We start from the raw sequence: 26,094 nt of genomic DNA on the forward strand, positions 1-26,094 counted from the left end.
GGGGGCACGACGTGGCCAGGACCACCGGCCGGAGCACCACTCACCTCACCCGGCGACTGGTCCAGCTGTACGTCGGCCTGACGCTGTACGGGGCGAGCTCCGCGCTCCTGGTGCGGGCCGAACTGGGCCTGGAGCCATGGGGCGTGCTGCATCAGGGCCTCGCGGAGCTGACCGGGATATCGATCGGCGTGGTGTCGATCGTCATCGGCGCGGTGGTGCTGCTGCTGTGGATCCCGCTGCGCCAGCGGCCGGGGCTCGGCACGGTCTCGAACGTCTTCGTGGTCGGGCTGGCGATGGACGGGACGCTCGCCGTGGTCGGCGACGTGGACGGGCTCGGGTTCCGGGTTCCGGTGATGGTCCTGGGCATCGTGCTCAACGGGGTGGCGACCGGGCTCTACATCGCGGCCCGGTTCGGGCCGGGGCCGCGCGACGGGCTGATGACCGGGCTGAACCGGGTCACCGGGCGTTCCATCCGGTTGGTCCGCACGGCGATCGAGGTGGCGGTCGTGGTGACCGGGTTCCTGCTGGGCGGCTCACTGGGGGCGGGCACGGTGCTGTACGCGCTGGCCATCGGCCCGCTGGCCCAGTTCTTCCTGCGGATGTTCGCGCTCCCCGAGCCCGCCGGACCGGGTGCCACCGTCGCCTCGGGCGAGCCGTCCACCCCCGCGCCGCCCGCCGGTTCCGGCCCCGTTGCCGACCCGGCATCCGGGCAGGCCATACTGCCGCAGTGAATCCGAGCCACCCCTATCTGGACCACCCGGCGCCGATCGCCTTCGCCCATCGCGGCGGGGCGGCGGACGGCGTGGAGAACACCGCGACCGCCTTCCGCCGGGCGTCCGAGGCGGGCTACCGCTACTTCGAGACCGATGTGCACACCACGGCGGACGGCCGTCTCGTCGCCTTCCACGACGCGACGCTGGACCGGGTCACCGACGCCCGGGGCCGGATCTCCGCACTGCCCTGGAGCGAGGTGCGCCGGGCCCGGGTCGGAGGCAGTGAGCCGCTCCCGCTCTTCGAGGAGCTTCTGGAGGAGTTCCCGAAGGCCCGTTGGAACGTGGATCTCAAGGCGGAATCGGCGCTGGAGCCGCTGCTCGGCCTGATCCGTCGCACCGATGCCTGGGACCGGGTCTGCGTCGGCTCGTTCTCGGAGGCGCGGGTGGCCCGCGCCCACCGCCTGGCGGGTCCTCGGCTGGCCACGTCGTACGGGGTGCGCGGCGTCCTGGGGCTGCGCCTGCGTTCGTACGGCATCCGGGCGGCACTGCGCGCGGGCGCGGTCTGCGCCCAGGTCCCGGAGCGGCAGGGCGCCATTCCGGTGGTGGACGCCCGCTTCGTCCGCACGGCGCACGCGCTCGGGCTCCAGGTGCACGTCTGGACGGTGAACGAACCGGAGCGGATGGCGGCGCTCCTGGACCTCGGCGTGGATGGCATCATGACCGATCACATCGAGACGCTGCGTACGGTGCTGAGCGAGCGGGGGGCATGGTCCTGACGCCCGGTCCGTCCACGTCCACAGGGGGACGACGGAGGGGGCGCGGCTTGAGCACCGGAACCACAGGGAAGGCCGATCCGGCCGGGCAGCCGCCGGACGACGGGACGGCGGCCGCCCGCAGACGCGAGCAGCACGGCTGGTACTTCTACGACTTCGCCTGCTCCGTCTACTCCACCAGCGTGCTGACCGTCTTCCTCGGTCCGTATCTGACGTCGATCGCCAAGGCGGCGGCGGGTCCCGACGGGTTCGTGCACCCGCTGGGCATACCCGTGCGCGCGGGCTCGCTGTTCGCCTACTCCGTCTCGGCGTCCATCGTGGTGGCCGTCGTGCTGATGCCGATCGTGGGCGCGGCGGCGGACCGCACGGGGCGCAAGAAACCGCTGCTGGCGGCGGCGGCCTACACGGGGGCCGCGGCGACTGCGGGCATGTTCTTCCTGGACGGCCACCGCTATCTGCTGGGGGCGTTCCTGCTGATCGTGGCGAACGCCTCCATCTCCGTGTCGATGGTCCTGTACAACGCCTACCTGCCGCAGATCGCCGAGCCGGAGGAGCGCGACGCGGTCTCCTCGCGCGGCTGGGCCTTCGGCTACACCTCGGGCGCCGTCGTCCTGGTCCTCAACCTGATCCTGTACACCGGCCACGAGTCCTTCGGGCTCGCGGAGTCCGACGCGGTGCGGATCTGCCTCGCCTCGGCCGGTGTGTGGTGGGGCGCGTTCACCCTCGTACCGCTGCGCCGGCTGCGCGACCGCCGGATCCCGCCGGGCGGCGAGGGAGCGGTCGGATCCGGGTGGCAGCAGCTGAGAGCGACCCTGCGCGACATGCGGCGCCACCCGCTGACGCTCTCCTTCCTGCTCGCCTATCTCGTCTACAACGACGGGATCCAGACGGTGATCTCGCAGGCCTCGCTGTACGGCTCCGAGGAACTGGGCCTGGCTCCGACGACGCTGATCGTCGCCGTGCTGCTGGTGCAGATCCTGGCGGTGGCGGGGGCGCTCGGCATGGGGCGGCTCGCCCGGACGTACGGGGCGAAGCGCACCATTCTGGGATCGCTGGTGATCTGGACCCTCATCCTGATCTCCGCCTATCTGCTGCCCGCCGACGCTCCGGCGTTCTTCTTCGTTCTGGCGGCGGCGATCGGCCTGGTGCTGGGCGGCAGCCAGGCCCTGTCGCGGTCGCTGTTCTCGCACCTGGTGCCGCGCGGCAAGGAGGCGGAGTACTTCTCCGCGTACGAGCTGAGCGACCGCGGACTGAGCTGGCTGGGACCCTTGGTGTTCGGTCTGGCGTACCAGCTGACCGGCAGCTATCGCGACGCGATCATCTCGCTGATCGTGTTCTTCGCGCTCGGCGCGGTGCTGCTGGCGCGGGTCCCGGTGAGGCGTGCGGTGGAGGCCGCGGGCAACCCCGTGCCGGAACGGATTTAGACGTTGAAGTCAAAGGGCGGTAGTATACGTCTTTGGCCTGCCCGGGAGGACCGTTACTGCCAGTGGGAGCGACTCAACCGTTGAGTGACAACTTCCATCAAAGGTGACAAACCGGGCATGCGCGGGTACTCAACCCAGATAAAGCAGCGGCACGACGGGCGACGCATGACCGGCAACGGGAATCTTTACCGCCGACCGGACGTTGACCGGATGACGACGACAGCGACATTTTGTCCTGTGGGCGACAAGCCCGGGAGGCACGATTCATGAGTGAGCGAGCTCTCCGCGGCACGCGACTTGTGGTTACCAGCTACGAGACGGACCGCGGCATCGATCTGGCCCCGCGCCAGGCGGTGGAGTACGCATGCCAGAACGGACATCGATTTGAGATGCCGTTCTCGGTAGAAGCAGAGATTCCGCCGGAGTGGGAGTGCAAGGCGTGCGGCGCCCAGGCACTCCTGGTGGACGGGGATGGCCCCGAGGAGAAGAAGGGCAAGCCGGCGCGCACGCACTGGGACATGCTCATGGAGCGGCGCACCCGCGAGGAGCTGGAGGAGGTGCTGGCCGAGAGGCTGGCGGTTCTGCGCTCCGGAGCCATGAACATCGCCGTGCACCCGCGGGACAGCAGGAAGTCTGCCTGACCGCGTAGTACCGCACAGCAGCACTGCGCCAAGAGCCGCGGGCCGTGACACAGAACATGTGTCACGGCCCGCGGCTCTTCGGTATGCCCCGAGGCATGGTCCCGACGGCATGGCCCCCGGCACGCCGGGAGCCTCCCCCGTCAGGGCGTGAGGGGCGGGCGGGAGCCCCGAGGGTCGCCGTCGGGCCCGGAGGGCGCCTGGGAGCCGTCGTCGCGGATGACCTCGCCCTGGACGACCTTTCCGTCCGGTCGGCCCATCCTGGCCTGCTGGAAGGCGTCGGAGAGGCCGCCGGGCGCCGCGTCCCGCATACGGCGCTCCAGCGAGCGCTCCGCGTACCGGCTGATCATGGTGCGCACCGGCGGCACCAGCAGGATCAGTCCGGCCGCGTCCGAGATCAGGCCGGGGATCAGGAGCAGCAGCCCGCCCAGCATCAGCAGCCCGTTGCCCCGGGAGCCCTTGCCGCCCGCCGGGGCGGCCGGCGGCGTGGCCGGGGCGCCGGGCTGCCCCGGCATCTGCTGGAGGGTCTCGGTCAGGTTCTTGAAGGCGCGTCGGCCAGCGCTCTTGATGACCGCGGCGCCGAGCGCGGCCCCGGCCACCAGGATCAGCAGGACGGCGAGGCCGCCGGCGGCCGAGGCGACCAGGGTCAGGAGCCAGATCTCCAGCACCAGCCAGGCGGCCAGGGCCGGCGGCAGGAATCTACGGGCGCGCGAGCGCCGGGGACGGGTCGGGGGCGGAGTGCCGGTCGTCATGTCCCCAGTGTGCCTGTACGGGCGTGCGAACGGCGTAAGCGGGTGATCATGAAGCCGGGGCCGGGCCATCGCCCTCGTCAGCCGGTCCGACGCTTCGGCGTTCACCGGTCCGGGGCGCCTCAGAGGGTCTTGCGGCCCAGGACCTTGTTCGCACGGGAGGTGATGCCCCAGCCGGTGACCCGCCACAGTGCCTCGACGAGGATGTCCCGGCTCATCTTGGAGTCGCCGATCTCCCGGTCGACGAAGGTGATGGGGACCTCGACCACGTGATAGCCGGCCTCGACCGCACGGCGGGCGAGGTCCACCTGGAAGCAGTAGCCCTGCGAGGCGACCTCGTCCAGCCCGAGGCCGTCGAGCGTCCCGGTGCGGAAGGCGCGGTAGCCGCCGGTGACGTCCCGGACGGAGAGACCGAGGGCGAGCCGGGAGTAGAGACTGCCGCCGCGCGAGATCACCTCGCGGCTCTTCGGCCAGTTGACCACGCGGCCGCCCGGCACCCAGCGGGATCCGAGGACCAGGTCGGCGCCCTTCAGGGCGGTGAGCAGCCGGGGCAGCTCCTCGGGCTGGTGGGAGCCGTCCGCGTCCATCTCGACGAGCACGCCGTAGCCGTGCTCGGAGCCCCAGGCGAAGCCCGCGAGATAGGCGGCGCCGAGCCCTTCCTTGCCCTTGCGGTGCAGGACGTGGACCTGGTCGTCGGCCGCGGCGATCTCGTCGGCCGCCTTGCCCGTGCCGTCGGGGCTGTTGTCGTCGGCCACCAGGATGTCGGCACCCGGGACGGCGGTACGCACCCGGTCGACGATCGGCCCGATGTTCTCGACCTCGTTGTAGGTCGGAATGATCACCAGAACCTTGCCGAGCGGGCCGAACTGCCTCTGACCGCCGTCGTTCACTACTGCCCCTTAGAGTCCGTACACAGGGGGACACCATATCCAGCGCACCGCCGTCGGGCGCCGACGCGGTCGCGCGGGCGCGCGGCGCGGCGCGGACAGACCCGTGGAACTGCGGACAGAACACGGCCCGGGGACACGGCTCCCCCGCGGGAGAAGCCGCGGGAGAAAGCGGCGGAACTTCGGATAGGGGCCCGGCGCCCTTCGGGCCGACCTGGGACCCGCTGGCTGCGGGTCGACCGAAAGCCGTTGTCTACTGAACGTCCGGGCCCCACCCGGGTCCCACCCTCCGTCCGGCTGAAACCTTCCCTCGCCCCCGAGGCGCGGGCGCTGAACCTGGCTGTCGGCGGTGGTGGGCCGGTGCGGCACATCACCTCATGACCCAGCGGCGTTCGACGACTGCGTGGAGGTTCAACCGGACGGATGTCCTGTGGTGGACCCGGCCGAACCTACCGGCCCGTGGGCGCTTTCTGTCAACACCCGTGCGACCTGCGACTTTTTCCGGAATCGCCTGGTCAGTACGGAAGGGCCGCAGGTCGCGGACCAGCGATCGGGCCATCGATCGGCGGTACGAGATATCCCGACGTCACTCGTTCGGTCGCACGTAGACAGTGTGTCCGAAGACCACGGTCCGCAGGCAGACCGGAAGGTCGGCCCCGGGGGTGAGATCCGGCAGGCCGGGCGTGCCGGACCGGGGGTCGGTGGACCATCGGGCGACCCGGTCGTCGGGGGCCTGGACCAGGAGTTCGGCGGTGCGCCAGACGGCGTAGTCGGCCGGGGCGCCGGGCACCAGGAGGCCCGCGTCGTCGCGACCGACGGCCCGCCAGCCGCCGCGGGTGTGTGCGGCGAACCCGGCGCGGACCGAGATGCGGTGCTCCGGAGTGCGGTGGTGGGCGGCGGCCCGCACGGTGCCCCAGGGGTCGAGCGGGGTGACCGGGCTGTCGGAGCCGAAGGCCAGCGGCACTCCGGCCCGCAGCAGCGCCGCGTACGGATTGAGGGTGGCGGCCCGCTCCGCGCCGAGGCGCTCGGCGTACATTCCCTCCGAGCCGCCCCAGGCGGCGTCGAAAGCGGGCTGGACCGAGGCGGTGAGGCCCAGTTCCGCGAAGGTGGCGATCGTCTCGGGGGTGAGCATCTCGGCGTGTTCGACACGGTGGCGGGCGGCCCGGATCCGGTCGAGGCCGAGCGTCCCGGCGGCGGCCCTGATCCCGTCCACCACGGCGGTGACCGCGGCGTCGCCGATGGCGTGGAAGCCCGCCTGGAGGCCCGCCTCGGTGCAGGCGGTGACATGTGCGGCGATCCGGGCGGCGTCCAGGTGGGCGGTGCCGGTGTGCGGGTCGTCCGCGTAGGGCCGGTGCAGGCAGGCGGTGTGCGAGCCGAGGGAACCGTCGACGAACAGGTCGCCGGCCGCGCCGATCGCGCCCAGCTCGCGGATACGCCGGGCGTCCTTCCCGTCGGCGATCTCCTCGGCCCAGAGGCCGAGGACGCGGGGGCCGGGCCGCTCGGCGGCGAGGGCGAGCAGCGAGGTGAAGTCCTCCTCGTCGGAGATCTCCGGCCCCCCGCACTCGTGCACGCTGCCGATGCCGAGGGAGGCGGCGTGGTCGAGGGCGGCGCGCTGCGCGGCTTCCCGCTGGAGGGCCGGGAGCGCGCCGTGGGCGGCGGCCCGTACCGCGTGGTGGGCGTCGCCGGTGAGCGGCGCGTCGGGGTGGTAGCCGGTCATCGCGGTGACGCCGGGGACGAGGTCGAGCAGGGCGGTCGTGACGATCGCGGAGTGCACGTCGATCCGCGGCAGGTACAGGGCCCGGCCGCCGGCCGCCTCGTCGAGTTCGGCGCGCGAGGGGTGACGCCGCTCGGGCCAGCGGGCGGCGTCCCAGCCGTGTCCGAGGAGCACGTCCCCGGCGGGGCGCCCGTTCGCGAACGCACGGACGAGGCCGAGGGCCTCGGACAGGGTGCGGGCGGCGGAGAGGTCGAGCCCCGTCAGGGCCAGGCCGGTGGCGGTGGTGTGCACATGGGCGTCGGTGAACGCCGGGGTGACCAGGGCGCCTTCGAGGTCGACCACCTCGTCCACGCCGCTCGCGAAGGCGTCGGCGGCGCCCTCGGACCCCACCCAGGCGACATGGCCGCGCTCGACGACCATCGCGGTGGCGAACGGGTCTGCGGGGCTGTGGACGTCTCCGCCGCGCAACAGCACGGTGCGGTGTTCGGGGGCGCTCTGGGGGGCGGTGCTCTGGCTCATGGGACCAGTCTCGCGCCAGTCGGCCGCCGCCCGGTCCCCGGCCCCCTCCTGAGCGGCGGGCGGCCCGCCGCTCAGATACGCGGGGGCCGGGCCTCGTACGGGGTGGACAGGACGACGGTGGTCCGGGTGGACACACCGGCGAGCGTGCGGATCCGGGTGAGCAGGTGCTCCAGCTCCAGCGGGGTCGCCACGCGCACCTTGAGGATGTAGTTCTCGTCCCCGGCGACGCTGTGGCAGGCCTCCAGTTCGGGCACTCCGGCGAGCCGTTCGGCGATGTCGTCGGGTGCGCTCGGGTCGAACGGTTTCACCGAGATGAACGCGGTGATGGGCAGCCCGACGGCCTCGGGGTCGACGACCGCGGCGTAGCCGCGGATCACCCCGCGCTGCTCCAGTCGGCGGACGCGCTGATGAACCGCCGAAGTGGACAGGCCCGTGGCCTTGCCCAGGTCGGTGTAGCTCATCCGCCCGTCCTTGACGAGCAACTCAACGATCTGACGGTCCAGCTCCTCCATGTGGATCAACCTATGGCCCAGGGCGCCGCTCGGCACAGTCGCACGGGTCACGGTTCGGCACCTGCGGGCCGCATGTGACGAATGCCACATGCTCGCGGGTCGGTAGCGGGCCGCCTCGCGGTTATCCGGGATGCGCGGCGGGAAGTGCTTGCTGTGGTCGAGGCCGTGGCGCCTTGCCGGCCCACCCGAGGGGGGAATTTCCATGCAGAGCCTGAAGCTCACCGAACGTACCGAACCGGAGCCTGTTGATCCGGACGACGACGGTAGCGCCGACGCGTACGACATGTTCGAGATGGTCCGGGTGATCTGCCCGGACTGCGCCCAGCCCATCGCGCTGCTGGCCGACGAGGACGTCCTGCCGGAGCACGCCCGGTGCCCCACGCCGTGGAACCCGTTCGTGCTCACCGTCTGCGCCGGAACCGGCCGCGGCGTGAGCGACGCCCGGCCCGCGGACGAGACGCTGGAGCTCCAGGAGCAGGAGGCGGGGCTGCTGCTGACACTCCCCCAGGGACTCGACTGGCGGATGCAGCCCTTCTCGCACGCCGGGGGGCCCGGCTCCCGTCCGCTGCGCGTGCCGGGGATGCGGCGCGAGGCCGCCTGACCCGTACGCCGTACGCGCTGCCCAGCACCACGACGGCCCGGCCGCCGTGGTGCCCGGGGCGCCGCATCCGCCATGGGCCGGCGGCCGGGGGCGGGCACCCGCGAACGAGCGCTCGAATCGGCGTGGGAGTGACCCGGGCCCGCCCCGCCGCGTTGGCCCCGTATGACCACGCTCCATACAACAGTCGGCCGGGGTCACCGCCGGCTCGCCGCCCCCGCCTCCGCCCCCGAAGAATCGGTTCCGCAGCCGGGAACGCCCACCCAGCGACTGCCCCGCTCCACGGGGAGCTCGCCCATGGGCGCCCCCGCGGACCCGCCGATCTACAGCGCGCTGCTGAGACAGTGGGAGAGCGACGGCCGCACGCTGCCGGGCCGCCGCGACCCGGAGTGGCGCCAGGCCGCGGCACTGCCCCCGTGGCCCGAGGCGCCGCTGCCGTTCAGCGCGTCTCGGGACCCGCGAGGTGGCGCGCGATGACCATGCGCTGGATCTGATTGGTGCCCTCCACGATCTGGAGCACCTTCGCCTCGCGCATCAGCCGTTCGACCGGGAAGTCGAGCGTGTAGCCGTAGCCGCCGAGCACCTGGACGGCGTCGGTGGTCACCCGCATGGCCGCGTCCGTGCAGAACAGCTTCGCCATGGCGGCCTGCCGGGAGAAGGACTCCCCCGCGTCCCGCAGCCGCGCCGCCTCCAGGTACAGCGCCCGGCCGGCCTCGATCTGGGTGGCCATGTCGGCGAGCAGGAACCGCAGCCCCTGGAAGTCCGCGATGGGGCGGCCGAACTGCCGCCGGTCCGTGGCGTACCGGACGGCCTCGTCCAGGGCGGCCTGGGCGACCCCGACGGCGCAGGCGGCGATGCCGAGGCGCCCGGAGTCGAGCGCGGACAGGGCGATGGCGAAGCCCTGCCCCTCCTCACCGATGCGCCGGTCGTCGCCGACCCGTACGCCGTCGAAGTGGAGCTGGACCGTGGGCGAGCCCTTCATCCCCATTTTCTTCTCGGGGAGAGCGGCGTTCAGCCCCTCGGCGTCACCGGGGACGAGGAAGGCCGTGATGCCGCGGGGGCCCTCGACGCCGGTGCGGGCGAGCACGGTGTAGAAGTCCGCGACGCCACCGTGGGTGATCCACGCCTTGGTCCCGGTGATGACCCAGTCGCCCCCGTCCCGCACGGCCTTGGTGCGCAGGGAGGCGGCGTCGGAGCCCGAGGCGGGTTCGGAGAGGCAGTAGGCGCCCAGCAGGCCCCCGGAGAGCATCGCCGTCAGGTGCGTGGCGCGCTGCTCGTCGGTGCCGTATCCGGCCAGGGCGTGGCAGGCGAGGGAGTGGACGCTGACGCCGAGACCGACGGTGAGCCGGGCGGCGGCCAGTTCTTCCAGGACCTGGAGGTAGACCTCGTAGGGCTGGTCGCCGCCGCCGTGGGCGGAGTCGTACGGGAGTCCCAGGAGTCCGGCCTCGGACAGGAGGGTGAAGACCTCGCGGGGGAAGACGCCCGCTTCCTCCTCCTCGGCCGCCCGGGGAGCGATCTCCTTCGACACGATGTCGCGGACGAGCGCGACGAGCTGCCGGGACTCCTCGGTGGGCAGACGGCGTTCCACCGGCTGCGGGGCACGGTCGGACATGACGGCGCTCTCCTCCCTGTCGGGGGTTGCGGCGGTCACTCGCTCGGGGTGGGAGAGGCGCCGCCGGGTGATCTCCCGGAAGTGGCCCGGGAAAGACAGACTGCCCGGCCGATCCTGCCTCCCCGGGTCACGGGTGGCGCGGTGATCGGCTGTGGCGGGATGAGTATGCCCGATCGGATGCCTCCCGTCACGGGGGCAACCGCGCAGGCCGGACGGTCCGCGACGGCCGCGAGCCATCGGCGAATCGGTCCGAGCCATTGATCCAACTGGTCCAGTCCACCCGCGGTTCAGCCGGACGCCTGTCGCGGCCACGCCGAATCGAGCACTCCCGCTCGCGGTTCCCCCGCGCCCCCGCGCGCCAGTCCTCCCCCACGAGGAGCCACGATGCTCAACCGCACCCGCCCCCGCGCCCGCCTCCGGGCGCTCGCCGCGGCCGAGGCCGCCCCCATGGCGACGGAAGACAAGGTGATCGGATCGTTCACCAACTGGGGTGCCTACGACCGCGATCACCAGGTCAAGAACATCGAGACGTCGGGATCCGCGGACGAGCTCACCGACATCAACTACGCCTTCGGCGACGTGACCGGCGACAAGTGCGCGATCGGTGCCCCGTACGCTGACCACGTGAAGGCCTGCGCCACCGAGCAGTCGGTCGAGGAGGTCGCTGTGACACCGACTCCGACGCCGCGGCCGCCAAGCTGAAAGCCCTCGGCGTCCCGCCGGAGAAGCTGCTGCTGGGCATGGGCTCCTACGGCCGCGGCTGGACCGGCGTCACCCGGTCCGAGCCGGGCGGCAGCGCGACCGGTGCGGCGGCGGGTACGTACGAGGCGGGCATCGCGGACCACCGGGCCCTCAAGAGCAGTTGCCCCGCCACGGGCGAGGTGGCCGGTACGGCGTACGCGCGCTGCGGCACCGACCGGTGGAGCTACGACACCCCGGAGAGCATCGGCGCCGAGACGGCCCACAAGAACGAACAGGGCCGGGGAGGCACCTTCTTCTGGGAGCTGAGCGGTGACACCCGGAACGGCGAGCTGATCAAGGCGATCCGCCAGCGTTCACGGGATCGACGGACGGAACGGGCGGGGTGCCGGACGGCGCCCCGCCCTTGCGCACGGTCCGCCCCGCCTGCGAGCGGCCCGCCCCTTCGCACGCACTGCCCGGTACCCGCGATCGGAGTCGGGCCGTCACAGCAGGCCGAGCTGGGTGACGAGCATCGCGAACACGACCACGAAGGCCCAGCCGGCGATGTGCTCCATCAGCTTCGAGCCGTCCTCGGGACCGCCGGTGCGCGCGCGGCGGGCGTGGTGGGCGTTTCCTGCGGCGGTGGTCGCGGTCATGGCGTCTCGCTCTTCGTACGGCTTCGGCTGGTCCCCCGGGACCCGACCAGAGTGCCAGCACCCCGCGCCACGGAAAACGAGATCCCCGTCACGGTCCCGGGCCTGCCGAGCCTCCGCGGGCGTCGCGCTCCGCAGGTACCACAAGGAAAACGGGACGGGACGGGCCACGCGCGCGGGAGCGCGCAGTGGGGCACGCCACACCGGCCCCGCCGCCCGGTGGCCCGACGGGCCACCGGGAGCCGTCCCTCACTTGCGGCCGACGCCGGCGTACATCGCGACGTCGGGGGCCGGAGCCTCGGTCCGCCACGCGGAGCAGGACACGACCCCGGGCTCCAGCAGCTCCAGGCCCTCGAAGTAACGCGTCACGGCGGCGGGGGTGCGCTGCGTGAGCTTCGGTGTCCCGTGCTCGTTCCAGAACGCCACCGCCTCGTCGACGTCCGGCATGTCCGGGTGCGTGACCGTGTGGGACAGGACGAGGCAGCTGCCGGGAGCGAGCGCGCGCAGCAGCCGGCGGACGATTCCGTACGACTCCTCGTCGTCCTCGATGAAGATGACGACCCCGAGCAGCATCAGCGCCACCGGCTGCGAGAAGTCGAGTGTCTTCGCCGCAGCCGCCAGGATCGCGTCGACGTCCCGCAGATCGGCGTCCAGGTAGTCGACGCGCCCCTCGGGCGTCCCGACCAGGAGGGCCTGGGCGTGCGCCAGCACGAGCGGGTCGTTGTCCACGTACACGACACGGGCGTCCGGCGTCACGCGCTGGGCGACCTCGTGGGTGTTGTCGGCGCTGGGCAGCCCCGTTCCGATGTCCAGGAACTGCGTGATGCCCTCCTGCTCGGCCAGGTGGCGCACCGCCCGCCCCAGGAACAGGCGGTCCGCCTTCGCGTACTCACCGATCCCGGGGTGCAGGTCCCGGATCTCGTCACCGGCCTGCCGATCGACGGGGTAGTTGTCCTTGCCACCGGTCCAGTAATTCCATATCCGGGCCGTGTGCGGGCGGGATGTGTCGATGCGCGAGTTGGTGTCGGTCACCTCTTCAACATAGCGCGGTGCACCTGCAACTTCCTTGCCCCCAGACCGCTTTGGCCCCGCCCCTGCCTCACCCGACCGGAACCGTGCGGAGAACTCCCCGCACGGTGTGACCCCGCCCCCCCCTGCTCACAGCAGGCCGAGCGCCCTCAGCACGCGCCACTGCCCCGGTGTCGTCCGGGTCGGCCAGTAGACGTAACACACCCCGCCCGTACCGCTTCTGACCTTGCCGCCCGCGTCGTGGCGCTTGGTCCGCAGCCAGATGTTCTCGAACTCGCGCCGCCGGTAGACGCGGCGTACCGCTTCGTTGTCGGGGGACGCGGGGTCGTTGGCGATGACGTCGCCCCCGGGGGTGAAGCCGATGACCGTCATCAGGTGGCCGGCCGTCCCGTATCCGGCGCCGGTCAGTTCCTCCTTCAGGAAGGACTGGGAGGTGATGACGGGGATGCCGGCGCGGATCAGCCGCTCCACGTCGGTGAGCGAGCCGAGCCGGGTGACGACGGCGTTCAGGTCGCGGTACGTGGCGGCGTAGGCGGCGTTGAACGGCCAGTTGCCGCAGCCCGCGTACGCGTAGTCGTAGGTCTGGCGGGCGGCGTGGCAGACCTGGGGGTCGGGCAGGCCGGGCTTGACCCAGGCCAGGTCCTCGGCCGTGGGGCGGCGGCCCCAGTGTTCGATGATCATCTGCGAGGAGGTGGGGCTGCACCAGGCCTCGCCGCCGTTGTCGTACTCGGGGTACTGCCCGATGTGGATGTTCTGCGAGTAGCGGGGCACGGGCAGTTCGCGGGCGAGCGCGGGGGTGCTCGCGGGCACGGTGAAGCGGTCGGGCACGTCGGAGGCCATCGCGCCGACCCGCCAGACGGTCGGGGTGAGGCGGCTGCCCGGGGCGCGGTACAGCGTGAGCCGCAGCCGGTAGGAGGCCAGGCGGACGCCGCTCGCGGGGTCGTCCACCGAGAAGGTGTCCGTCCACACGGAGCTGTACGGGTCGCCCTGGCCGTCGACGGACGTGCGGCGGATGTCGCCGTCGCCCGCCGCCCAGCGGCCCATCACGAACCAGGGCGTCGCCGTGCCGTCCGCGTAGACGCCGCTCAGCTCGACCTGGATCCACGTGCCGGCCGGGGTGCGGGCGTTCCAGGAGGCGACCACCTCGGTGGCGGGGACGGCGGAACGGTGCACCGGGGAGGTCCAGGTGGCGTAGTCCCAGGCGGCCGTCCTGCCGGTGTGCGGGTCGGTGTAGTCGGTGCGGCCGGCCGGGACGGCGATCACGACGCCGGGCCGGGACCCCGGAAGCACCCGGGTTCCGTCGCCCGTGCCGCAGCGCCAGTCGGTGTAGGTGTGCCAGAAACGGTTGTCCACGAGGGACTCCGGGGCGGCGGAGGAGCCGGTGGGCGAGGGCGGGGCGGCGGACGCGGACGCGGACGCGGTGGAGCTCACCGTGCCGGCGGCGGCCGCCGCGGCGAGCGCGGCGGTCAGAACGGTTCTGCGCGAAGTCGGACTGGTCATGGTCGTGACCCCCGGTCGGATGCGGAAGGTGGTCTGCGGGTGCCGTGCGGTGGGCCAACTATCCCGGTTCGCCCCCGGATCGGGCCAGTGTTCGGCACCCGCCGCCGGACCGAATATGGGTCTGGACCACTGGCGTGACCTGCGCTGGACCCGGGCGCTTCCGTGCCGGAACGTACCCTGGGGCCATGGACGACCTGGCCCGCCACGCCGATGACCTCGCCGCACTGCCCCCCTCCTGCGGGCCGGTGCGGCTCGTCGCGGTCGACGGGCACGCCGGTTCGGGCAAGAGCACCTTCGCCGCCCGTCTCGCGGCGGCGCTGGGCGGCGCGCCGGTCCTTCATCTGGACGACCTCGCCACGCACGAGGAGCTGTTCGGCTGGACGGGACGGCTGCGGGAGCAGGTGATCCTGCCCCTCTCGCGCGGCGAGAGCGCCCGCTACGCCCCGTACGACTGGACGGAGCGGCGCTTCGGCCCGGCGCGGACCCTGGAGCCGGCTCCGGTGGTGCTGATGGAGGGGGTCGGCGCGGGGCGCCGCCGGGTGCGCCCGTGGCTGGCGGCGCTGTGCTGGATGGAGTTGGACCGGGACACGTCCTGGGAGCGGGGCCGGCGGCGGGACGGCGCCGGGCTCACCGCGTTCTGGGACGGGTGGACTCGCGCCGAGGGACGGCATTTCGCCGAAGATCCCTCACGGCCCTACGCCGACACTCTGGTACGTCAGTTGCCTGAGGGGTACGCGTGGCTGGCGGGGCCCCGCGTGACAGCGGGATCGAACCGGACTGTCACGCACGGTAGCCAGGACGTCCCTCCATACTGAGCAGTCGGAATTTGCCCCGGAAGTGCCCCAACTCTGCTTGACCGGGGGGCCTTACTGGTCTTACGTTCTCATTGTGCGGCTTTTCGGAGCCCCCATGGACGCGAAGCCCCCGATTGTTCCCCCGTGATCGGGGGCTTCGCCCTGTGCTCCCACCGCCACCCCGCGACCACGCAGAGCGATTCACTCACCCTGGGTCACCACCTCAGGGGGCCGGTCATCGGGGCCCCTCCCTGTGCGCGGGTACGATGCACCTCGGTGTGGTCAATTCCCTTCCTCCACGCCGTGATTCAGCACGCTCCGGTGGGCATGCTGTGCGGGCGGGACATCCTGGGGGCACGGTTTGTGGGGGACCTGATGGACATCGGCACACAGGGCGCTGGCGCCCCTGCCGACCTCGCCTGGCTGCGTGGTGTGGACGCCTACACGATGGGCGCCTACCCGCAGGCCGAGGAGGAGTTCAGAGCCGCGGTGCGGTTCGATCCGGGCATGGCGGACGGCTGGCTCGGCCTCCACGCGCTGCGCATCGACACCACCACGGCCCTGTTACGCATGTACCGGCACCGCGACCGCTTCGGCGAACAGCGCGCGCGCCACCGCCGCACACTCAACTCCTGGTACTGGCTGGGCTGGTGGGTGCAGCCGGTGCTGGAGAGCCAGCGCGATCTGCTGCTGGCGCACGCCTCGCACTGGCTGGACGGACGTCATGTGCCGGAACTGGACCGGGCGTTGGCGGGGCTCCCGCCGGTGGACGCGGATCCGCAGGTGCGGTTCCTGCACGCCTGCCGGTCCTATCTGGTCAAGGACTGGGAGCAGTTGGTGCGCTGTACCGAGCAGCTCGTCAACGATCCGATGCTGGGCATCGAGGCGGGCCTGTTCGGCGGGATGGCGCGGGTGCGGCTGGAGATGTTCGGGCAGGCGGAGCCCCTGCTGTCGGCCGCGCTGATGCGCTGCCGCAGCGAACAGCCGCAACGCAAGGAGTTGCGCTACTGGCTGGCGCGGGCCCACGAGGGCACGGGGCGCAGCGCGGCCGCCCTGCCGCTGTACCGGGCGGTGCACCGGGTCGACCCGGCCTTCATGGACACCTCCGCCCGGCTCGCCGCGCTCGTGGAGGGCGACGGGTACGACGAGTCGGCGGACCTGGCCGCCGTGACCCTGACCGGTTTCGGATCGGGGGCGGGGGCGCAGCCGGAGGGCGACGCGCTGCTCGGCGCCGACCCGGTGGACGGGCGGGATACCTGGCCGGTGAGCGACGCGGGGCTGCTCGGCGACGAACCGGCCCCCGGGCCGCCCGCCCCCGTCGAGGGCGCCCGCCGCACCAAGACCCGTAAGCCGCCGCCCTTCCCGGCCGGGCCGAGCGATCCCGCGCTGCTCGCCGACGCGCTGGCACAGCTGGAGCGCATGGTCGGTCTCGAACCGGTCAAGCGGCAGGTCAAGGCGCTCTCGGCGCAGTTGAACATGGCCCGGCTGCGGGCCGAGCAGGGTCTCCCCGTCCAGCCGCCGAAGCGTCACTTCGTCTTCTCCGGCCCCTCCGGCACCGGCAAGACCACCGTGGCACGCATCCTGGGCCGGGTCTTCTACGCCCTCGGGCTGCTCGGCGGCGATCATCTGGTCGAGGCCCAACGATCTGATCTGGTCGGGGAGTTCCTGGGGCAGACGGCGGTGAAGGCCAATGAGCTGATCGACTCGGCCCTGGGCGGGGTGCTGTTCGTCGACGAGGCCTACAGCCTGGCCAACTCCGGTTACAGCAAGGGCGACGCGTACGGCGACGAGGCGCTACAGGTGCTCCTCAAGCGGGCCGAGGACAACCGGGACCATCTCGTCGTCATCCTCGCGGGTTACCCGGAGGGCATGGACCGGCTGCTCGCCGCCAACCCGGGGCTCTCCTCCCGCTTCACCAGCCGGGTCGACTTCCCCAGCTACCGGCCGCTCGAACTCACCGCGATCGGGAGCGTGCTTGCCGCGGAGAACGACGACGTCTGGGACGAGGAGGCGGTGGACGAGCTGCGCTCGATCAGCGGCCATGTGGTGGACCAGGGCTGGATCGACGAGCTGGGCAACGGGCGTTTCCTGCGGACGCTGTACGAGAAGAGCTGTGCCTACCGTGATCTGCGGCTCTCCGGCTGTCCGGGCGAGCTGACCCGCCAGGACCTGTCGACGCTGCGGCTGGCGGACCTGATGCAGGCCTACGGCGAGGTGTTGTCGGGGCGCGGCCCGGTGGGCCGGGGAAGGCAGGAGCCGGGCGCGGGCTGACGCCGCGCCGGGCGTCCGCTCCGGCGTGGCGTCGCCTCACCTCAGTGCACGAGGGCTCCGGGCGCCGGAAGCTCCGGCGCCTTGGGCGCGTCCACCGTGCGGCGGGGCACCGAGACCGTCCGGTGGGCCGGGTCGCGGACCTCCCCCACCAGCGTCTCCAGGACGTCCTCCATGGCGACCAGGCCGAGGACCCGGCCCGAGGCGTCCGCGACCTGCGCCAGGTGCGTCGCGGCCCGGCGCATCACGGTCAGGGCGTCGTCCAGCGGGAGTTCGGCCCGTACGGTCGCCATCGGGCGCCAGATCTGCCGCGGGACCGCGCGGTCGGCGTCCTCCAGCTCCAGGACGTCCTTGACGTGGAGGTAGCCCAGATAGGGGCCGCCGCCGTCCGCGCAGACCGGGAAGCGGGAGAAACCGGTACGCACGGTCAGCTCCTCGATCCGGCGCGGGGTGACCGACGGGTCGACCGTGACCAGGGTCGCCCGCTCCAGCAGGACGTCGGCGACGGGCCTGCTGCCCAGTTCCAGGGCGTCCTCCAGGCGTGTCGCCGCCTCCGGTCCGAGGAGCCCGGCCTGTCCGGAGTCCTCCACGAGCCGGTTGAGCTGCTCGCTGGTGAAGACGGCCTCCACCTCGTCCTTCGGTTCGACGCCGAACAGCCGCAGCACCAGGCCGGCGCAGGCGCCGAGCGCGGTGGTGACCGGACGGCAGAGCCGGGCGAAGGCGACCAGACCGGGGCTCAGCCACAGTGCGGTCCGCTCGGGCGCCGCCATCGCGAGGTTCTTCGGGACCATCTCACCGATGACCAGGTGCAGGACGACCACCGACAGGAGCGCGAGGGCGAAGCCGAGGGGGTGGACGAGCCCGTCGGGGACGTGCGCCGCGTGGAAGACCGGCTCCAGGAGATGGGCGAGCGTCGGCTCGGCGACGGCTCCCAGGGTGAGGGAGCAGACGGTGATGCCGAACTGGGCCGCGGCCATCATCTGGGGCAGGTTCTCCAGGCCGTGCAGGACCGTGCGGGCCCGGCCCGAGCCCTGTGCGGCCAGCGGTTCGATCTGGCTGCGGCGTACGGAGACGAGGGCGAACTCGGCGCCGACGAAGAAGCCGTTCGCCAGCACGAGGAGGGCGGCGAGGAGGAGTTGGAGCATGCTCATCGCGCGGCCTCCAGCAGTGCCGGTGCGGCCCTGTCCGGCAGCGGGTCGGCCGCCCGGGTGAAACGGACCCGTTCGGCGCGGTTGTGGCCGACCTGGCGGACGGTGATCAGCCAGCCGGTGAGTTCGGCCCGGTCGCCGGGGGCGGGGATGCGGCCCAGCAGTCCGGCGACGAGCCCGGCGACGGTCTCGTAGGGCCCCTCGGGCACGTCGAGTCCGCTGCGGCGCAGGGTATGCACCCGGCAGCTGCCCTCGGCGTCCCACACCGGGCGGCCGTCCTCGCCGGGGGCGGCGGTCAGCTCGGGGCGGCCCGCACCCTCGGCGTCGTGCTCGTCGCGCACCTCTCCGACGAGCTCCTCGATGATGTCCTCCAGGGTCACGACGCCCGCGGTGCCGCCGTACTCGTCGACGACCACGGCTATCGGCTGCTCGTGGCGCAGCCGTCGCAGCAGCGCCTCCACCGGCAGCGTCCCGGGCACCAGGAGCGGGGGGACGGCGATCCGTCCGGCCGGGGTGCGCAGGCGTTCGGAGGCGGGGACGGCGAGGGCGTCCTTGAGGTGGACCATGCCGATGACCTCGTCGATGCGGTCCCGGTAGACCGGGAAGCGGGAGAGGCCGGTGGCGCGGGTGAGGTTGAGGACGTCCGCGGCGGTCGCTGTGGAGTGCAGGGCGCTGACCTTCACCCGGGGCGTCATGACGTGCTGGGCGGTGAGACCGGCCAGCGCGAGGGTCCGGACGAAGAGGTCGGCGGTGTCCTGTTCCAGGGCTCCGGCCTCGGCGGAGTGCCGGGCCAGGGAGACCAGCTCCCCCGGGGTGCGGGCGGAGGCCAGTTCGGCGGTGGGCTCGACGCCCAGAAGCCGCACCAGCCGGTTGGCCAGGGCGTTGAGGAGGGTGATCACCGGTCGCAGGAGCGCGGCGAAGCGGGCCTGCGGTCCGGCGACGAAACGGGCCACCTGGAGCGGCCGGGAGACCGCCCAGTTCTTGGGCACGAGTTCGCCGACGACCATCTGCACGGCCGAGGCCAGGAGCATGCCGACGACGACGCCGACGCCCGGGACGGCCCCCGCGGGGAGTCCGGCGGCGGTGAGGGGTCCGGCGAGCAGCTGGGCGAGGGCGGGTTCGGCGAGCATGCCCACCACCAGGGAGGTGAGGGTGATGCCGAGCTGGGTGCCGGAGAGCTGGAAGGAGAGTTCGCGCAGGGCTTCGACGACGGTACGGGCCCGTCGGTCGCCTTCGGCGGCGGCCCGTTCGGCATCGGGCTTCTCCACGGTGACGAGCCCGAATTCGGCCGCCACGAAGAATCCGTTGGCGAGGATGAGGAGAAAAGCCGCTCCGAGGAGCAGCAGGGGGGTGGTCATGAGGCCGCCGCCTCCGGGGAAGGGGCGGCGCAGGTACTACCGGACGATCCGTCCATTGCTGGAGGGAGTCACTCCTTGGGTCGCAGGTGAAGCCCCGCGGGCCCGGGTGGGGGCCGTGGAACGGGCGGGGCGGGGCGCGCGGGGCGCCGCCGCCCACCAGAGTAGACAAGAAGGCCCCGTGTGGGGCAGGGCTCAGCCGCTGCCCGGAGTGGCGTCGCTCCCGGAGCCGCGCGACTCGGCGAGGGAGCGCAGGGCGCGGGCGTCGCGGATGGCCTGCTGCTTGGCCAGACCGGGCTGGATGCCGAGGGCGGGCAGACTGGTGCCGTCGCTGAGGTCGAGGTAGACCCAGGGGTCGCCGGAGCGCAGGTTGACGCGGAGGATCTCCTCCCAGGCCAGCCTGCGGGTCAGGGTGAGGTTGACGACCGTGACCCCGGAGTCGTCGGCGGTGACCTTGGGCCTGCTGAGCAGGGCCAGGACGCCGAAGAAGAGTGCCGCGACGAAGACGAAGGTGATCCGCTCCCCCGGGGTCAGCCGCTCCAGCATCAGCGCGATGACGGTGATGACGAGGAACATCACCAGGCCCGTGCTCAGCAGGACCACCCGGGTGAGGGTGGGCCGGAAGGTGACCGGCAGGGTGGGCTGTTCGGGCCTGGTCGCGGACATCGGATCTTCTCTCGGGAGGTGCGGGCGGGCCGGGACCGTCAGAGGCGGCAGGCGTGGATGGCCGTGGTGAGGATGGCGCGGGCGCCGAGCTCGTACAGGTCGTCCATGATCCGCTGGGCCTCCTTGGCGGCGACCATGGAGCGGACGGCGACCCAGCCCTCGTGGTGCAGCGGGGAGATGGTGGGCGACTCCAGGCCCGGGGTGAGGGCGACGGCGCGCTCCAGGTGCTCGACGCGGCAGTCGTAGTCCATCATCACGTAGGACCGGGCTACCAGGACGCCCTGGAGGCGGCGGAGGAACTGCTGCACCTTGGGGTCGTCGGCGGGGGCGCCGTTGCGGCGGATGACGACGGCCTCGGAGGTCATGATCGGGTCGCCGATCACCTCCAGTCCGGCGTTGCGCAGGCTGGTGCCCGTCTCCACCACGTCGGCGATGACCTGGGCGACGCCCAGTTCGATGGCGGTCTCGACGGCGCCGTCGAGGTGGACGACGGAGGCCTTGACGCCCGCCTCGGCGAGGTGGGCGGCGACGATGCCCTCGTAGGAGGTGGCGATCGTCATGCCGTCGAAGTCCTGCGGGCCCGCCGCGGTGCCGGGCTTGGTGGCGTAGCGGAAGGTGGAGCGGGCGAAGCCGAGCTGGAGGATCTCCTCGGAGTCGGCCCCGGAGTCCAGCAGCAGGTCGCGGCCGGTGATGCCGATGTCGAGCTTGCCGGAGCTGACGTAGATCGCGATGTCGCGGGGGCGGAGGTAGAAGAACTCCACCTCGTTCCCGGGGTCGACCAGGACCAGTTCCTTCGACTCCTTGCGCTGCTGGTAGCCGGCCTCATGGAGCATCGCCATCGCAGGTCCGGAGAGTGAACCCTTGTTGGGAACGGCGATGCGCAGCATGAGGTCGGCTTCCTTCGTGCGGTGGGAGTGTGCGGGCGGTTTCGCCTTGGGGCCGCCCGGGCCGGGCCCGGGCGGCGGCGTTGCGGTCGGCTCAGAGATGGGCGTAGACGTCGTCGAGCGAGATACCGCGGGCGACCATCATCACCTGGACGTGATACAGCAGCTGGGAGATCTCCTCGGCGGCGGCTTCCTTGCCCTCGTACTCGGCCGCCATCCAGACCTCGGCGGCCTCCTCGACGACCTTCTTGCCGATGGCATGCACGCCCTTGCCCACCAGTTCGGCGGTGCGGGAGGTCGCGGGGTCGCCCTCGGCGGCCTTGAGCTGGAGCTCGGCGAAGAGCTCTTCGAAGGTTTTGTCAGCCATGATGGTCCTCAGAATACGGGGTCGCCGGAGGGTACTCAGCGCCAGGGTTCGCTGACGGTGCGCAGCGTGGCCGCGGTGGCCACGGCGGCGGTGACCGCTTCGTGCCCCTTGTCCTCGTTGGAGCCTTCGAGGCCGGCCCGGTCCAGCGCCTGCTCCTCGGTGTCGCAGGTCAGTACGCCGAAGCCGACGGGAACACCGGTGTCGACGGTGACCTGGGTGAGGCCGAGGGTGACGCCCTGGGAGACGTACTCGAAGTGGGGGGTGCCGCCCCGGATGACCACACCGAGGGCGACGATCGCGTCGTAGCCGCGTCCGGCGAGCACCTTGGCGACTACGGGCAGCTCGAAGCTGCCCGGGACGCGGAGGAGGGTCGGCTCGTCGATGCCCAGCTCGCGCAGCGCGCGCAGCGCGCCGTCGACGAGTCCGTCCATGACCTTCTCGTGCCACTGGGCCGCGATCACGGCCACGCGCAGGTCGCCGCAGTTGCGTACGGACAGTTCGGGTGCACCCTTGCCGCTCATGTCTCTCCTGATGCCGATGCTGGTGACGAGGTGTTCGGTCGTTCGCTACTGGTTGGCGCAGGTCGACGCGGGGGCGCCGTCCAGCCAGGGCAGGTCGTGGCCCATGCGGTCGCGCTTGGTGCGCAGGTAGCGCAGGTTGTGCTCGCCGGCCTGGACGGGCATGGGCTCCCGGCCGGTGACGGCGAGGCCGTGGCGGACGACGGCCGCGGTCTTGTCGGGGTTGTTGGTCATCAGCCGCAGGCTGCGCACGCCGAGGTCCGCGAGGATCTGGGCGCCCGCCGCGTAGTCGCGGGCGTCGGCGGGCAGACCCAGCTCCAGGTTGGCGTCGAGGGTGTCCACGCCGCGCTCCTGGAGTTCGTACGCGCGCAGCTTGGAGAGCAGGCCGATGCCGCGTCCCTCGTGGCCGCGCAGGTAGACGACGACGCCTCGGCCCTGTTCGGTGATGCGCCGCATGGAGGCGTGCAGCTGGGGGCCGCAGTCGCAGCGCTGGGACTGGAAGATGTCGCCGGTCAGGCACTCTGAGTGGATCCGGACGAGGACGTCCTCGCCGTCGCCGACGTCGCCGTGGACCAGCGCGACGTGCTCGACGCCGTCGACGCTGGAGCGGTAGCCGTACGCGGTGAAGTCGCCGAACGCGGTGGGCAGCCGGGTCTCGGCCTCGCGGCGGACGGTCGGCTCGTTGCCGCGGCGGTAGGCGATGAGGTCCTCGATGGAGATGATCGTCAGGCCGTGCTTGCGGGCGAAGGGGATCAACTCGGGCAGCCGGAGCATGACGCCGTCCTCGCCCGCGATCTCGACGATGGCCCCGGCGGGGCGGAGTCCGGCGAGCCGGGCGAGGTCGACGGCGGCCTCGGTGTGGCCGTTGCGGACGAGGACGCCGCCGGAGCGGGCGCGCAGCGGGAAGACGTGGCCGGGCCGGACGAAGTCGGCGGGGCCGGCGACGCCGCCCGCGAGCATCCGCAGGGTGGTGGCGCGGTCGGCGGCGGAGATGCCGGTCGTGACGCCGTGCGCGGCGGAGGCGTCGACGGAGACGGTGAACGCGGTCCGCATCGACTCGGTGTTGTGCTCGACCATCTGCGGGAGGTCGAGGCGTTCCAGCTCGTCGCTCTCCATGGGCGCGCAGATCAGACCGCGGCACTCGCTCATCATGAAGGCCACGATCTCCGGGGTGGCCTTCTCGGCGGCGATGACGAGGTCGCCCTCGTTCTCGCGGTCCTCGTCGTCCACGACGACGACGGGCCGGCCGGCGGCGATGTCGCGGACGGCCTGCTCGACCGGGTCCAGGAGGAGGTTCTCGGGGAGCGGTCCGTGGTCGGGGTGCAGCCAGGTGGGCTGGGCAGTCATGCCGTGGCTCCTTCCAGAGCGGGTGTCCGCGTACGCAGCCACCAGTCGCGCATCCCCCACAGGACGAGGGCGCCGTAGATGACGTAGACGAAGCCGGAGAAGGCGAATCCGTTGGCGAAGTTCAGCGGGACGCCGACGAGGTCGACGAGCAGCCAGGCGAACCAGAACTCGACCATGCCGCGGGCCTGGGCGTACATCGCGACGACGGTGCCGACGAAGATGTACGCGTCCGGCCACGGGTCCCAGGACAGCGACGGGAAGGCGGTGAACAGGCCGCCGACGGCGAGGGTGCCGAGAGCGGCGGCGCCGATCAGCACACCGCGCTCGCGCCAGGTGGCGAAGCGGACGGCGATGGAGCCGTCCTGGGCCTGCTGCCTGCCGCGGTTCCAGGACCACCAGCCCCACAGGGCGACGACGATGACGACCAGTTGCTTGCCCGCGCTGCCGGAGAGGTGCGCGGAGGCGAAGGCGACGAGCAGGATCACGCCGGAGAGGAGCTGGGCGGGCCAGGTCCAGATCGAGCGCCGCCAGCCGAGGGCCAGGGCGATCAGGCCGACGATGTTGCCGATCATGTCCGACCACTTGATGTGCTGGCCGAAGACGGTGAAGGCCTCGGAGTTGAGCCAGTTCGCGAGGTTCATCGCGGGTCCTGTCCGGCCCGGTCGCCGAGCAGCCGCTCGACGTACTTGGCGAGGACGTCCACCTCCAGGTTGACCGGGTCGCCGGGCTGCTTGCGGCCGAGCGTGGTCAGGGCGAGGGTGGTGGGGATGAGGCTGATGGTGAAGTGATCGGTCTCGGCGTCCACGACGGTCAGGCTCACGCCGTCGACGGTGATGGAGCCCTTCTCCACGACGTACCGGGTCAGCTCGGGCGGCAGGGAGACCTTGACGAGCTCCCAGTGCTCGGAGGGGGTGCGCTCGACGATGGTGCCGGTGCCGTCCACGTGGCCCTGGACGAGGTGTCCGCCGAGCCTGCCGCCGAGCGCCATCGGGCGCTCCAGGTTGACCCGGGAGCCGGTGGTGAGCGCGCCGAGGCTGGAGCGCTTCAGCGTCTCGGCCATCACGTCGGCGGTGAACTCGCCGTCGGCGGTGTCCACGACGGTGAGGCAGACGCCGTTCACCGCGATGGAGTCACCGTGCTTGGCCCCCTCGGTGACGACGGGGCCGCGCAGCCGGAAGCGGGAGGCGTCCGCCAGCTGCTCGACGGCGGTGACCTCACCCAGTTCTTCGACAATTCCGGTGAACACTCAGTTTCCCTTCCGAGCAGGGGCGGGGACGGCGGTGATGCGCAGATCGGGGCCGATCGGCACGGTCTCGGTCACATCGAGGCGCAACGCCTCGGCGATCGTGGAGATTCCGGCGTCGGCGAGGGCGGCGGGGCCCGCGCCGAGGAGCACCGGGGCGAGATAGCCGACGACCTTGTCGACCTTTCCCGCGGCGACGAACGCGCCGGCGAGAGTGGGGCCGCCTTCGAGGAGTACGGAGAGGACGCCGCGCTCGTGCAGGGCACCGAGGAGGGCGTCGAGGTCGAGGCCGGGGCCGGCGGCGGCGCGGGGCAGGCGCAGGACGGCGGCCTCGGGAAGGTGGCCGGCGGGGGCGTCGTCGGCGACGGCGACCAGGGTGGGCGAGGTGTCGTCCAGGACCCGGGCGCCGGGCTTCACGGCGGTGGCGTTCGTGTCGACGACGACCCGCAGCGGCTGGGTGACGCCGTCGATGCCGCGTACCGCCAGCTGGGGGTCGTCGGTGTGGGCGGTGCCGGAGCCGACGAGTACGGCGTCCGCCTCGGCGCGCAGCCGGTGGACGTCGGCGCGGGCCTCGGGCGAGGTGATCCAGCGGCTGGTGGCGTCGGCGGCGGCGATCCGGCCGTCGAGGGTGGCGGCGTACTTCCACAGGACGTACGGCCGCCCGAGGCGCACCGAGGTCAGCCAGGCGGCGTTGCCCGCCTCGGCCTCCTCCGCGAGAAGGCCCCGCTCCACCCGGACACCGGCCGCGCGCAGCGTGTCGCCGCCGCCCGCGGCCCCCGGGTTCGGGTCGGCGACCGCGTACACCACGCGGCTGATCCCGGCGGCCAGGAGGGCCCGGGAGCAGGGGCCGGTGCGGCCGGTGTGGTCACAGGGTTCGAGGGTGACGTAGGCGGTGGAGCCGCGGGCCCGCTCGCCGGCCGCGCGCAGGGCGTGGACCTCGGCGTGCGGCCCTCCGGCGCGCTGGTGGAAGCCTTCGCCGACGACGGCTCCGGCGGCGTCGGTGATCACACATCCGACGACCGGGTTGGGGCTGGTGGAGCCGAGACCGCGCGCCGCGAGCGTGATCGCTCGGCGCATGGCGGTGATGTCGGCTGCGGTGTCCACCGGGTCCTCCTGCCTCTTCGGGCACGGACTCCGGGGCTGTCGATGACGACAGATAGAGCGGTTCACCAGCGGAAACGCCGAGATCCCGAGAACGGGAACGCCAGGAACGCACGGCGTCACGGGAGACTCCCGGCCATGCGTCCGCCGACGGCGGCGTACCGATGACGACCCGCCGCGCACTGCCTCCCATCCGGACTTTCACCGTCGGTCCAGGAATCTCACCTGGTCAACCGGCCGCTGGCTGCGGACGGGTCGCGGACTATAACCGCCGGTTCGGAATTGCACCGACCCCGGAGTGCGCTGCTACTGGTACGGAACCAGTCTGCCACGGACGCCTCACGGCCATGCGGGTGAGCACTGTGGGCTGGGTCACAAGAAACCTGGCGCGTTTCCGTCGG

General features: G+C 72.4%; 25 protein-coding genes, 1 pseudogene and 1 riboswitch. Of the genes and pseudogenes, 8 read left to right on the forward strand and 18 right to left on the reverse strand.

The genetic code is table 11. The annotated features are described in order from the left end of the window. The first annotated feature begins 11 nt into the window (after positions 1–11). From ACH4RG_RS29300 to ACH4RG_RS29315, 4 genes are all read left to right on the forward strand, one after another. Positions 12–731 (forward strand): YitT family protein, encoded by a 720-nt coding sequence (locus ACH4RG_RS29300; RefSeq protein WP_397923093.1) that lies wholly within the window; start codon positions 12–14, stop codon positions 729–731. Beyond that, positions 728–1,489 carry a glycerophosphodiester phosphodiesterase gene (locus ACH4RG_RS29305; RefSeq protein WP_397923091.1) on the forward strand — a complete coding sequence of 254 codons (762 nt, stop codon included), beginning with the start codon at positions 728–730 and terminating at the stop codon, positions 1,487–1,489. Before ACH4RG_RS29300 ends, ACH4RG_RS29305 begins: the two co-directional genes overlap by 4 nt. A gap of 47 nt (positions 1,490–1,536) precedes the next feature. Then, entirely contained in the window at positions 1,537–2,910 is a 1,374-nt protein-coding gene (locus ACH4RG_RS29310) for an MFS transporter (protein WP_397923089.1), read from the forward strand. 266 nt (positions 2,911–3,176) lie between these two features. Further along, entirely contained in the window at positions 3,177–3,551 is a 375-nt protein-coding gene (locus tag ACH4RG_RS29315) for an RNA polymerase-binding protein RbpA (RefSeq protein WP_003959706.1), read from the forward strand. Between the two features lie 140 nt (positions 3,552–3,691). Here the strand turns inward: ACH4RG_RS29315 and fxsA are convergent, their stop codons facing one another. The 4 genes from fxsA to ACH4RG_RS29335 form a co-directional block, all read right to left on the reverse strand. Further along, positions 3,692–4,300, reverse strand: a complete 609-nt coding sequence (gene fxsA / locus ACH4RG_RS29320; RefSeq protein WP_398540498.1) for an FxsA family membrane protein — start codon at positions 4,298–4,300, stop codon at positions 3,692–3,694. 119 nt (positions 4,301–4,419) lie between these two features. Next, the gene (locus ACH4RG_RS29325; RefSeq protein WP_397923085.1) at positions 4,420–5,187 is read right to left on the reverse strand and encodes a polyprenol monophosphomannose synthase; all 768 of its coding nucleotides are present in this window, start codon (positions 5,185–5,187) and stop codon (positions 4,420–4,422) included. Between the two features lie 583 nt (positions 5,188–5,770). Next, entirely contained in the window at positions 5,771–7,417 is a 1,647-nt protein-coding gene (locus ACH4RG_RS29330; RefSeq protein ID WP_397923083.1) for an amidohydrolase, read from the reverse strand. 71 nt (positions 7,418–7,488) lie between these two features. Further along, a complete protein-coding gene (locus ACH4RG_RS29335) occupies positions 7,489–7,929 on the reverse strand; it encodes an Lrp/AsnC family transcriptional regulator (protein WP_215111217.1) in 441 nt (146 codons plus the stop codon). Between the two features lie 202 nt (positions 7,930–8,131). On the opposite strand from ACH4RG_RS29335, the gene ACH4RG_RS29340 reads away from it, so the two are divergent. Next, positions 8,132–8,530, forward strand: a complete 399-nt coding sequence (locus ACH4RG_RS29340) for a hypothetical protein (protein WP_397931938.1) — start codon at positions 8,132–8,134, stop codon at positions 8,528–8,530. Positions 8,531–8,966: 436 nt separating this feature from the next. On the opposite strand, the gene ACH4RG_RS29345 is transcribed toward ACH4RG_RS29340, so the two are convergent. Then, positions 8,967–10,139 (reverse strand): acyl-CoA dehydrogenase family protein, encoded by a 1,173-nt coding sequence (locus ACH4RG_RS29345; RefSeq protein ID WP_397923079.1) that lies wholly within the window; start codon positions 10,137–10,139, stop codon positions 8,967–8,969. Positions 10,140–10,451: 312 nt separating this feature from the next. On the opposite strand from ACH4RG_RS29345, the pseudogene ACH4RG_RS29350 reads away from it, so the two are divergent. Continuing rightward, a pseudogene (locus ACH4RG_RS29350) lies at positions 10,452–11,188 on the forward strand (glycosyl hydrolase family 18 protein); the annotation flags it as partial. A 135-nt stretch (positions 11,189–11,323) separates the two neighbouring features. Here the strand turns inward: ACH4RG_RS29350 and ACH4RG_RS29355 are convergent. The 3 genes from ACH4RG_RS29355 to ACH4RG_RS29365 form a co-directional block, all read right to left on the reverse strand. Then, positions 11,324–11,476 (reverse strand): SCO1431 family membrane protein, encoded by a 153-nt coding sequence (locus ACH4RG_RS29355; protein ID WP_018960604.1) that lies wholly within the window; start codon positions 11,474–11,476, stop codon positions 11,324–11,326. A 246-nt stretch (positions 11,477–11,722) separates the two neighbouring features. Next, positions 11,723–12,505, reverse strand: coding sequence for an SAM-dependent methyltransferase (locus ACH4RG_RS29360; protein ID WP_397923077.1), 783 nt, complete (start codon positions 12,503–12,505; stop codon positions 11,723–11,725). A 126-nt stretch (positions 12,506–12,631) separates the two neighbouring features. Beyond that, positions 12,632–14,002: a peptidase C39 family protein gene (locus ACH4RG_RS29365; RefSeq protein WP_397931935.1), complete on the reverse strand. Its 1,371-nt coding sequence runs from the start codon at positions 14,000–14,002 to the stop codon at positions 12,632–12,634. A gap of 185 nt (positions 14,003–14,187) precedes the next feature. Between ACH4RG_RS29365 and ACH4RG_RS29370 the strand changes: the two genes are divergently transcribed. Both ACH4RG_RS29370 and ACH4RG_RS29375 read left to right on the forward strand, forming a co-directional pair. Continuing rightward, the gene (locus tag ACH4RG_RS29370) at positions 14,188–14,817 is read left to right on the forward strand and encodes a uridine kinase (RefSeq protein ID WP_397923073.1); all 630 of its coding nucleotides are present in this window, start codon (positions 14,188–14,190) and stop codon (positions 14,815–14,817) included. A 354-nt stretch (positions 14,818–15,171) separates the two neighbouring features. Then, complete coding sequence (locus tag ACH4RG_RS29375; RefSeq protein ID WP_397923167.1) at positions 15,172–17,067, forward strand: AAA family ATPase; 1,896 nt, start codon at positions 15,172–15,174, stop codon at positions 17,065–17,067. Between the two features lie 41 nt (positions 17,068–17,108). Here ACH4RG_RS29375 and ACH4RG_RS29380 read toward each other — a convergent pair whose 3' ends face one another. From ACH4RG_RS29380 to ribD, 10 genes are all read right to left on the reverse strand, one after another. After that, the gene (locus ACH4RG_RS29380; RefSeq protein ID WP_397931932.1) at positions 17,109–18,215 is read right to left on the reverse strand and encodes a hemolysin family protein; all 1,107 of its coding nucleotides are present in this window, start codon (positions 18,213–18,215) and stop codon (positions 17,109–17,111) included. Further along, the gene (locus ACH4RG_RS29385; protein WP_397923069.1) at positions 18,212–19,570 is read right to left on the reverse strand and encodes a hemolysin family protein; all 1,359 of its coding nucleotides are present in this window, start codon (positions 19,568–19,570) and stop codon (positions 18,212–18,214) included. Before ACH4RG_RS29385 ends, ACH4RG_RS29380 begins: the two co-directional genes overlap by 4 nt. A gap of 192 nt (positions 19,571–19,762) precedes the next feature. After that, on the reverse strand, positions 19,763–20,233 hold the full coding sequence (locus ACH4RG_RS29390; protein WP_397931930.1) for a PH domain-containing protein: 471 nt from the start codon (positions 20,231–20,233) through the stop codon (positions 19,763–19,765). A 38-nt stretch (positions 20,234–20,271) separates the two neighbouring features. Continuing rightward, positions 20,272–21,120: an ATP phosphoribosyltransferase gene (gene hisG / locus ACH4RG_RS29395; protein WP_397923065.1), complete on the reverse strand. Its 849-nt coding sequence runs from the start codon at positions 21,118–21,120 to the stop codon at positions 20,272–20,274. A gap of 91 nt (positions 21,121–21,211) precedes the next feature. Next, a complete protein-coding gene (locus ACH4RG_RS29400; protein WP_097868061.1) occupies positions 21,212–21,484 on the reverse strand; it encodes a phosphoribosyl-ATP diphosphatase in 273 nt (90 codons plus the stop codon). A 35-nt stretch (positions 21,485–21,519) separates the two neighbouring features. Next, a complete protein-coding gene (gene ribH / locus ACH4RG_RS29405; protein WP_007453188.1) occupies positions 21,520–22,005 on the reverse strand; it encodes a 6,7-dimethyl-8-ribityllumazine synthase in 486 nt (161 codons plus the stop codon). Positions 22,006–22,050: 45 nt separating this feature from the next. Further along, a complete protein-coding gene (locus ACH4RG_RS29410; protein WP_398540499.1) occupies positions 22,051–23,349 on the reverse strand; it encodes a bifunctional 3,4-dihydroxy-2-butanone-4-phosphate synthase/GTP cyclohydrolase II in 1,299 nt (432 codons plus the stop codon). Continuing rightward, positions 23,346–23,990 carry a nicotinamide mononucleotide transporter family protein gene (locus ACH4RG_RS29415; RefSeq protein WP_097868063.1) on the reverse strand — a complete coding sequence of 215 codons (645 nt, stop codon included), beginning with the start codon at positions 23,988–23,990 and terminating at the stop codon, positions 23,346–23,348. The genes ACH4RG_RS29410 and ACH4RG_RS29415 overlap by 4 nt, the downstream gene beginning before the upstream one ends. After that, the gene (locus ACH4RG_RS29420; RefSeq protein ID WP_397931927.1) at positions 23,987–24,595 is read right to left on the reverse strand and encodes a riboflavin synthase; all 609 of its coding nucleotides are present in this window, start codon (positions 24,593–24,595) and stop codon (positions 23,987–23,989) included. Before ACH4RG_RS29420 ends, ACH4RG_RS29415 begins: the two co-directional genes overlap by 4 nt. After that, a complete protein-coding gene (gene ribD / locus ACH4RG_RS29425) occupies positions 24,596–25,696 on the reverse strand; it encodes a bifunctional diaminohydroxyphosphoribosylaminopyrimidine deaminase/5-amino-6-(5-phosphoribosylamino)uracil reductase RibD (RefSeq protein ID WP_398540500.1) in 1,101 nt (366 codons plus the stop codon). 172 nt (positions 25,697–25,868) lie between these two features. Further along, a riboswitch (FMN riboswitch) is annotated at positions 25,869–25,999 on the reverse strand. Between the last annotated feature and the right edge of the window lie 95 nt (positions 26,000–26,094).

The organism is Streptomyces sp. NPDC021019 (assembly GCF_044333295.1).
Lineage (GTDB): Bacteria > Actinomycetota > Actinomycetes > Streptomycetales > Streptomycetaceae > Streptomyces.

Excerpts from the sequence above, each read along its gene's own strand:
- ACH4RG_RS29355 (WP_018960604.1), bottom strand. The coding sequence starts at position 11,476 with ATGACCGCGACCACCGCCGCAGGAAACGCCCACCACGCCCGCCGCGCG.
- ACH4RG_RS29370 (WP_397923073.1), top strand. The coding sequence starts at position 14,188 with ATGGACGACCTGGCCCGCCACGCCGATGACCTCGCCGCACTGCCCCCC.
- ACH4RG_RS29335 (WP_215111217.1), bottom strand. The coding sequence starts at position 7,929 with ATGGAGGAGCTGGACCGTCAGATCGTTGAGTTGCTCGTCAAGGACGGG.
- ACH4RG_RS29400 (WP_097868061.1), bottom strand. The coding sequence starts at position 21,484 with ATGGCTGACAAAACCTTCGAAGAGCTCTTCGCCGAGCTCCAGCTCAAG.
- ACH4RG_RS29390 (WP_397931930.1), bottom strand. The coding sequence starts at position 20,233 with ATGTCCGCGACCAGGCCCGAACAGCCCACCCTGCCGGTCACCTTCCGG.
- fxsA (WP_398540498.1), bottom strand. The coding sequence starts at position 4,300 with ATGACGACCGGCACTCCGCCCCCGACCCGTCCCCGGCGCTCGCGCGCC.
- ACH4RG_RS29380 (WP_397931932.1), bottom strand. The coding sequence starts at position 18,215 with ATGAGCATGCTCCAACTCCTCCTCGCCGCCCTCCTCGTGCTGGCGAAC.
- ACH4RG_RS29315 (WP_003959706.1), top strand. The coding sequence starts at position 3,177 with ATGAGTGAGCGAGCTCTCCGCGGCACGCGACTTGTGGTTACCAGCTAC.
- ACH4RG_RS29375 (WP_397923167.1), top strand. The coding sequence starts at position 15,172 with ATGGACATCGGCACACAGGGCGCTGGCGCCCCTGCCGACCTCGCCTGG.
- ACH4RG_RS29385 (WP_397923069.1), bottom strand. The coding sequence starts at position 19,570 with ATGACCACCCCCCTGCTGCTCCTCGGAGCGGCTTTTCTCCTCATCCTC.
- ACH4RG_RS29410 (WP_398540499.1), bottom strand. The coding sequence starts at position 23,349 with ATGACTGCCCAGCCCACCTGGCTGCACCCCGACCACGGACCGCTCCCC.
- ACH4RG_RS29345 (WP_397923079.1), bottom strand. The coding sequence starts at position 10,139 with ATGTCCGACCGTGCCCCGCAGCCGGTGGAACGCCGTCTGCCCACCGAG.
- ribH (WP_007453188.1), bottom strand. The coding sequence starts at position 22,005 with ATGAGCGGCAAGGGTGCACCCGAACTGTCCGTACGCAACTGCGGCGAC.
- hisG (WP_397923065.1), bottom strand. The coding sequence starts at position 21,120 with ATGCTGCGCATCGCCGTTCCCAACAAGGGTTCACTCTCCGGACCTGCG.
- ACH4RG_RS29330 (WP_397923083.1), bottom strand. The coding sequence starts at position 7,417 with ATGAGCCAGAGCACCGCCCCCCAGAGCGCCCCCGAACACCGCACCGTG.
- ACH4RG_RS29415 (WP_097868063.1), bottom strand. The coding sequence starts at position 23,990 with ATGAACCTCGCGAACTGGCTCAACTCCGAGGCCTTCACCGTCTTCGGC.
- ACH4RG_RS29365 (WP_397931935.1), bottom strand. The coding sequence starts at position 14,002 with ATGACCAGTCCGACTTCGCGCAGAACCGTTCTGACCGCCGCGCTCGCC.
- ACH4RG_RS29340 (WP_397931938.1), top strand. The coding sequence starts at position 8,132 with ATGCAGAGCCTGAAGCTCACCGAACGTACCGAACCGGAGCCTGTTGAT.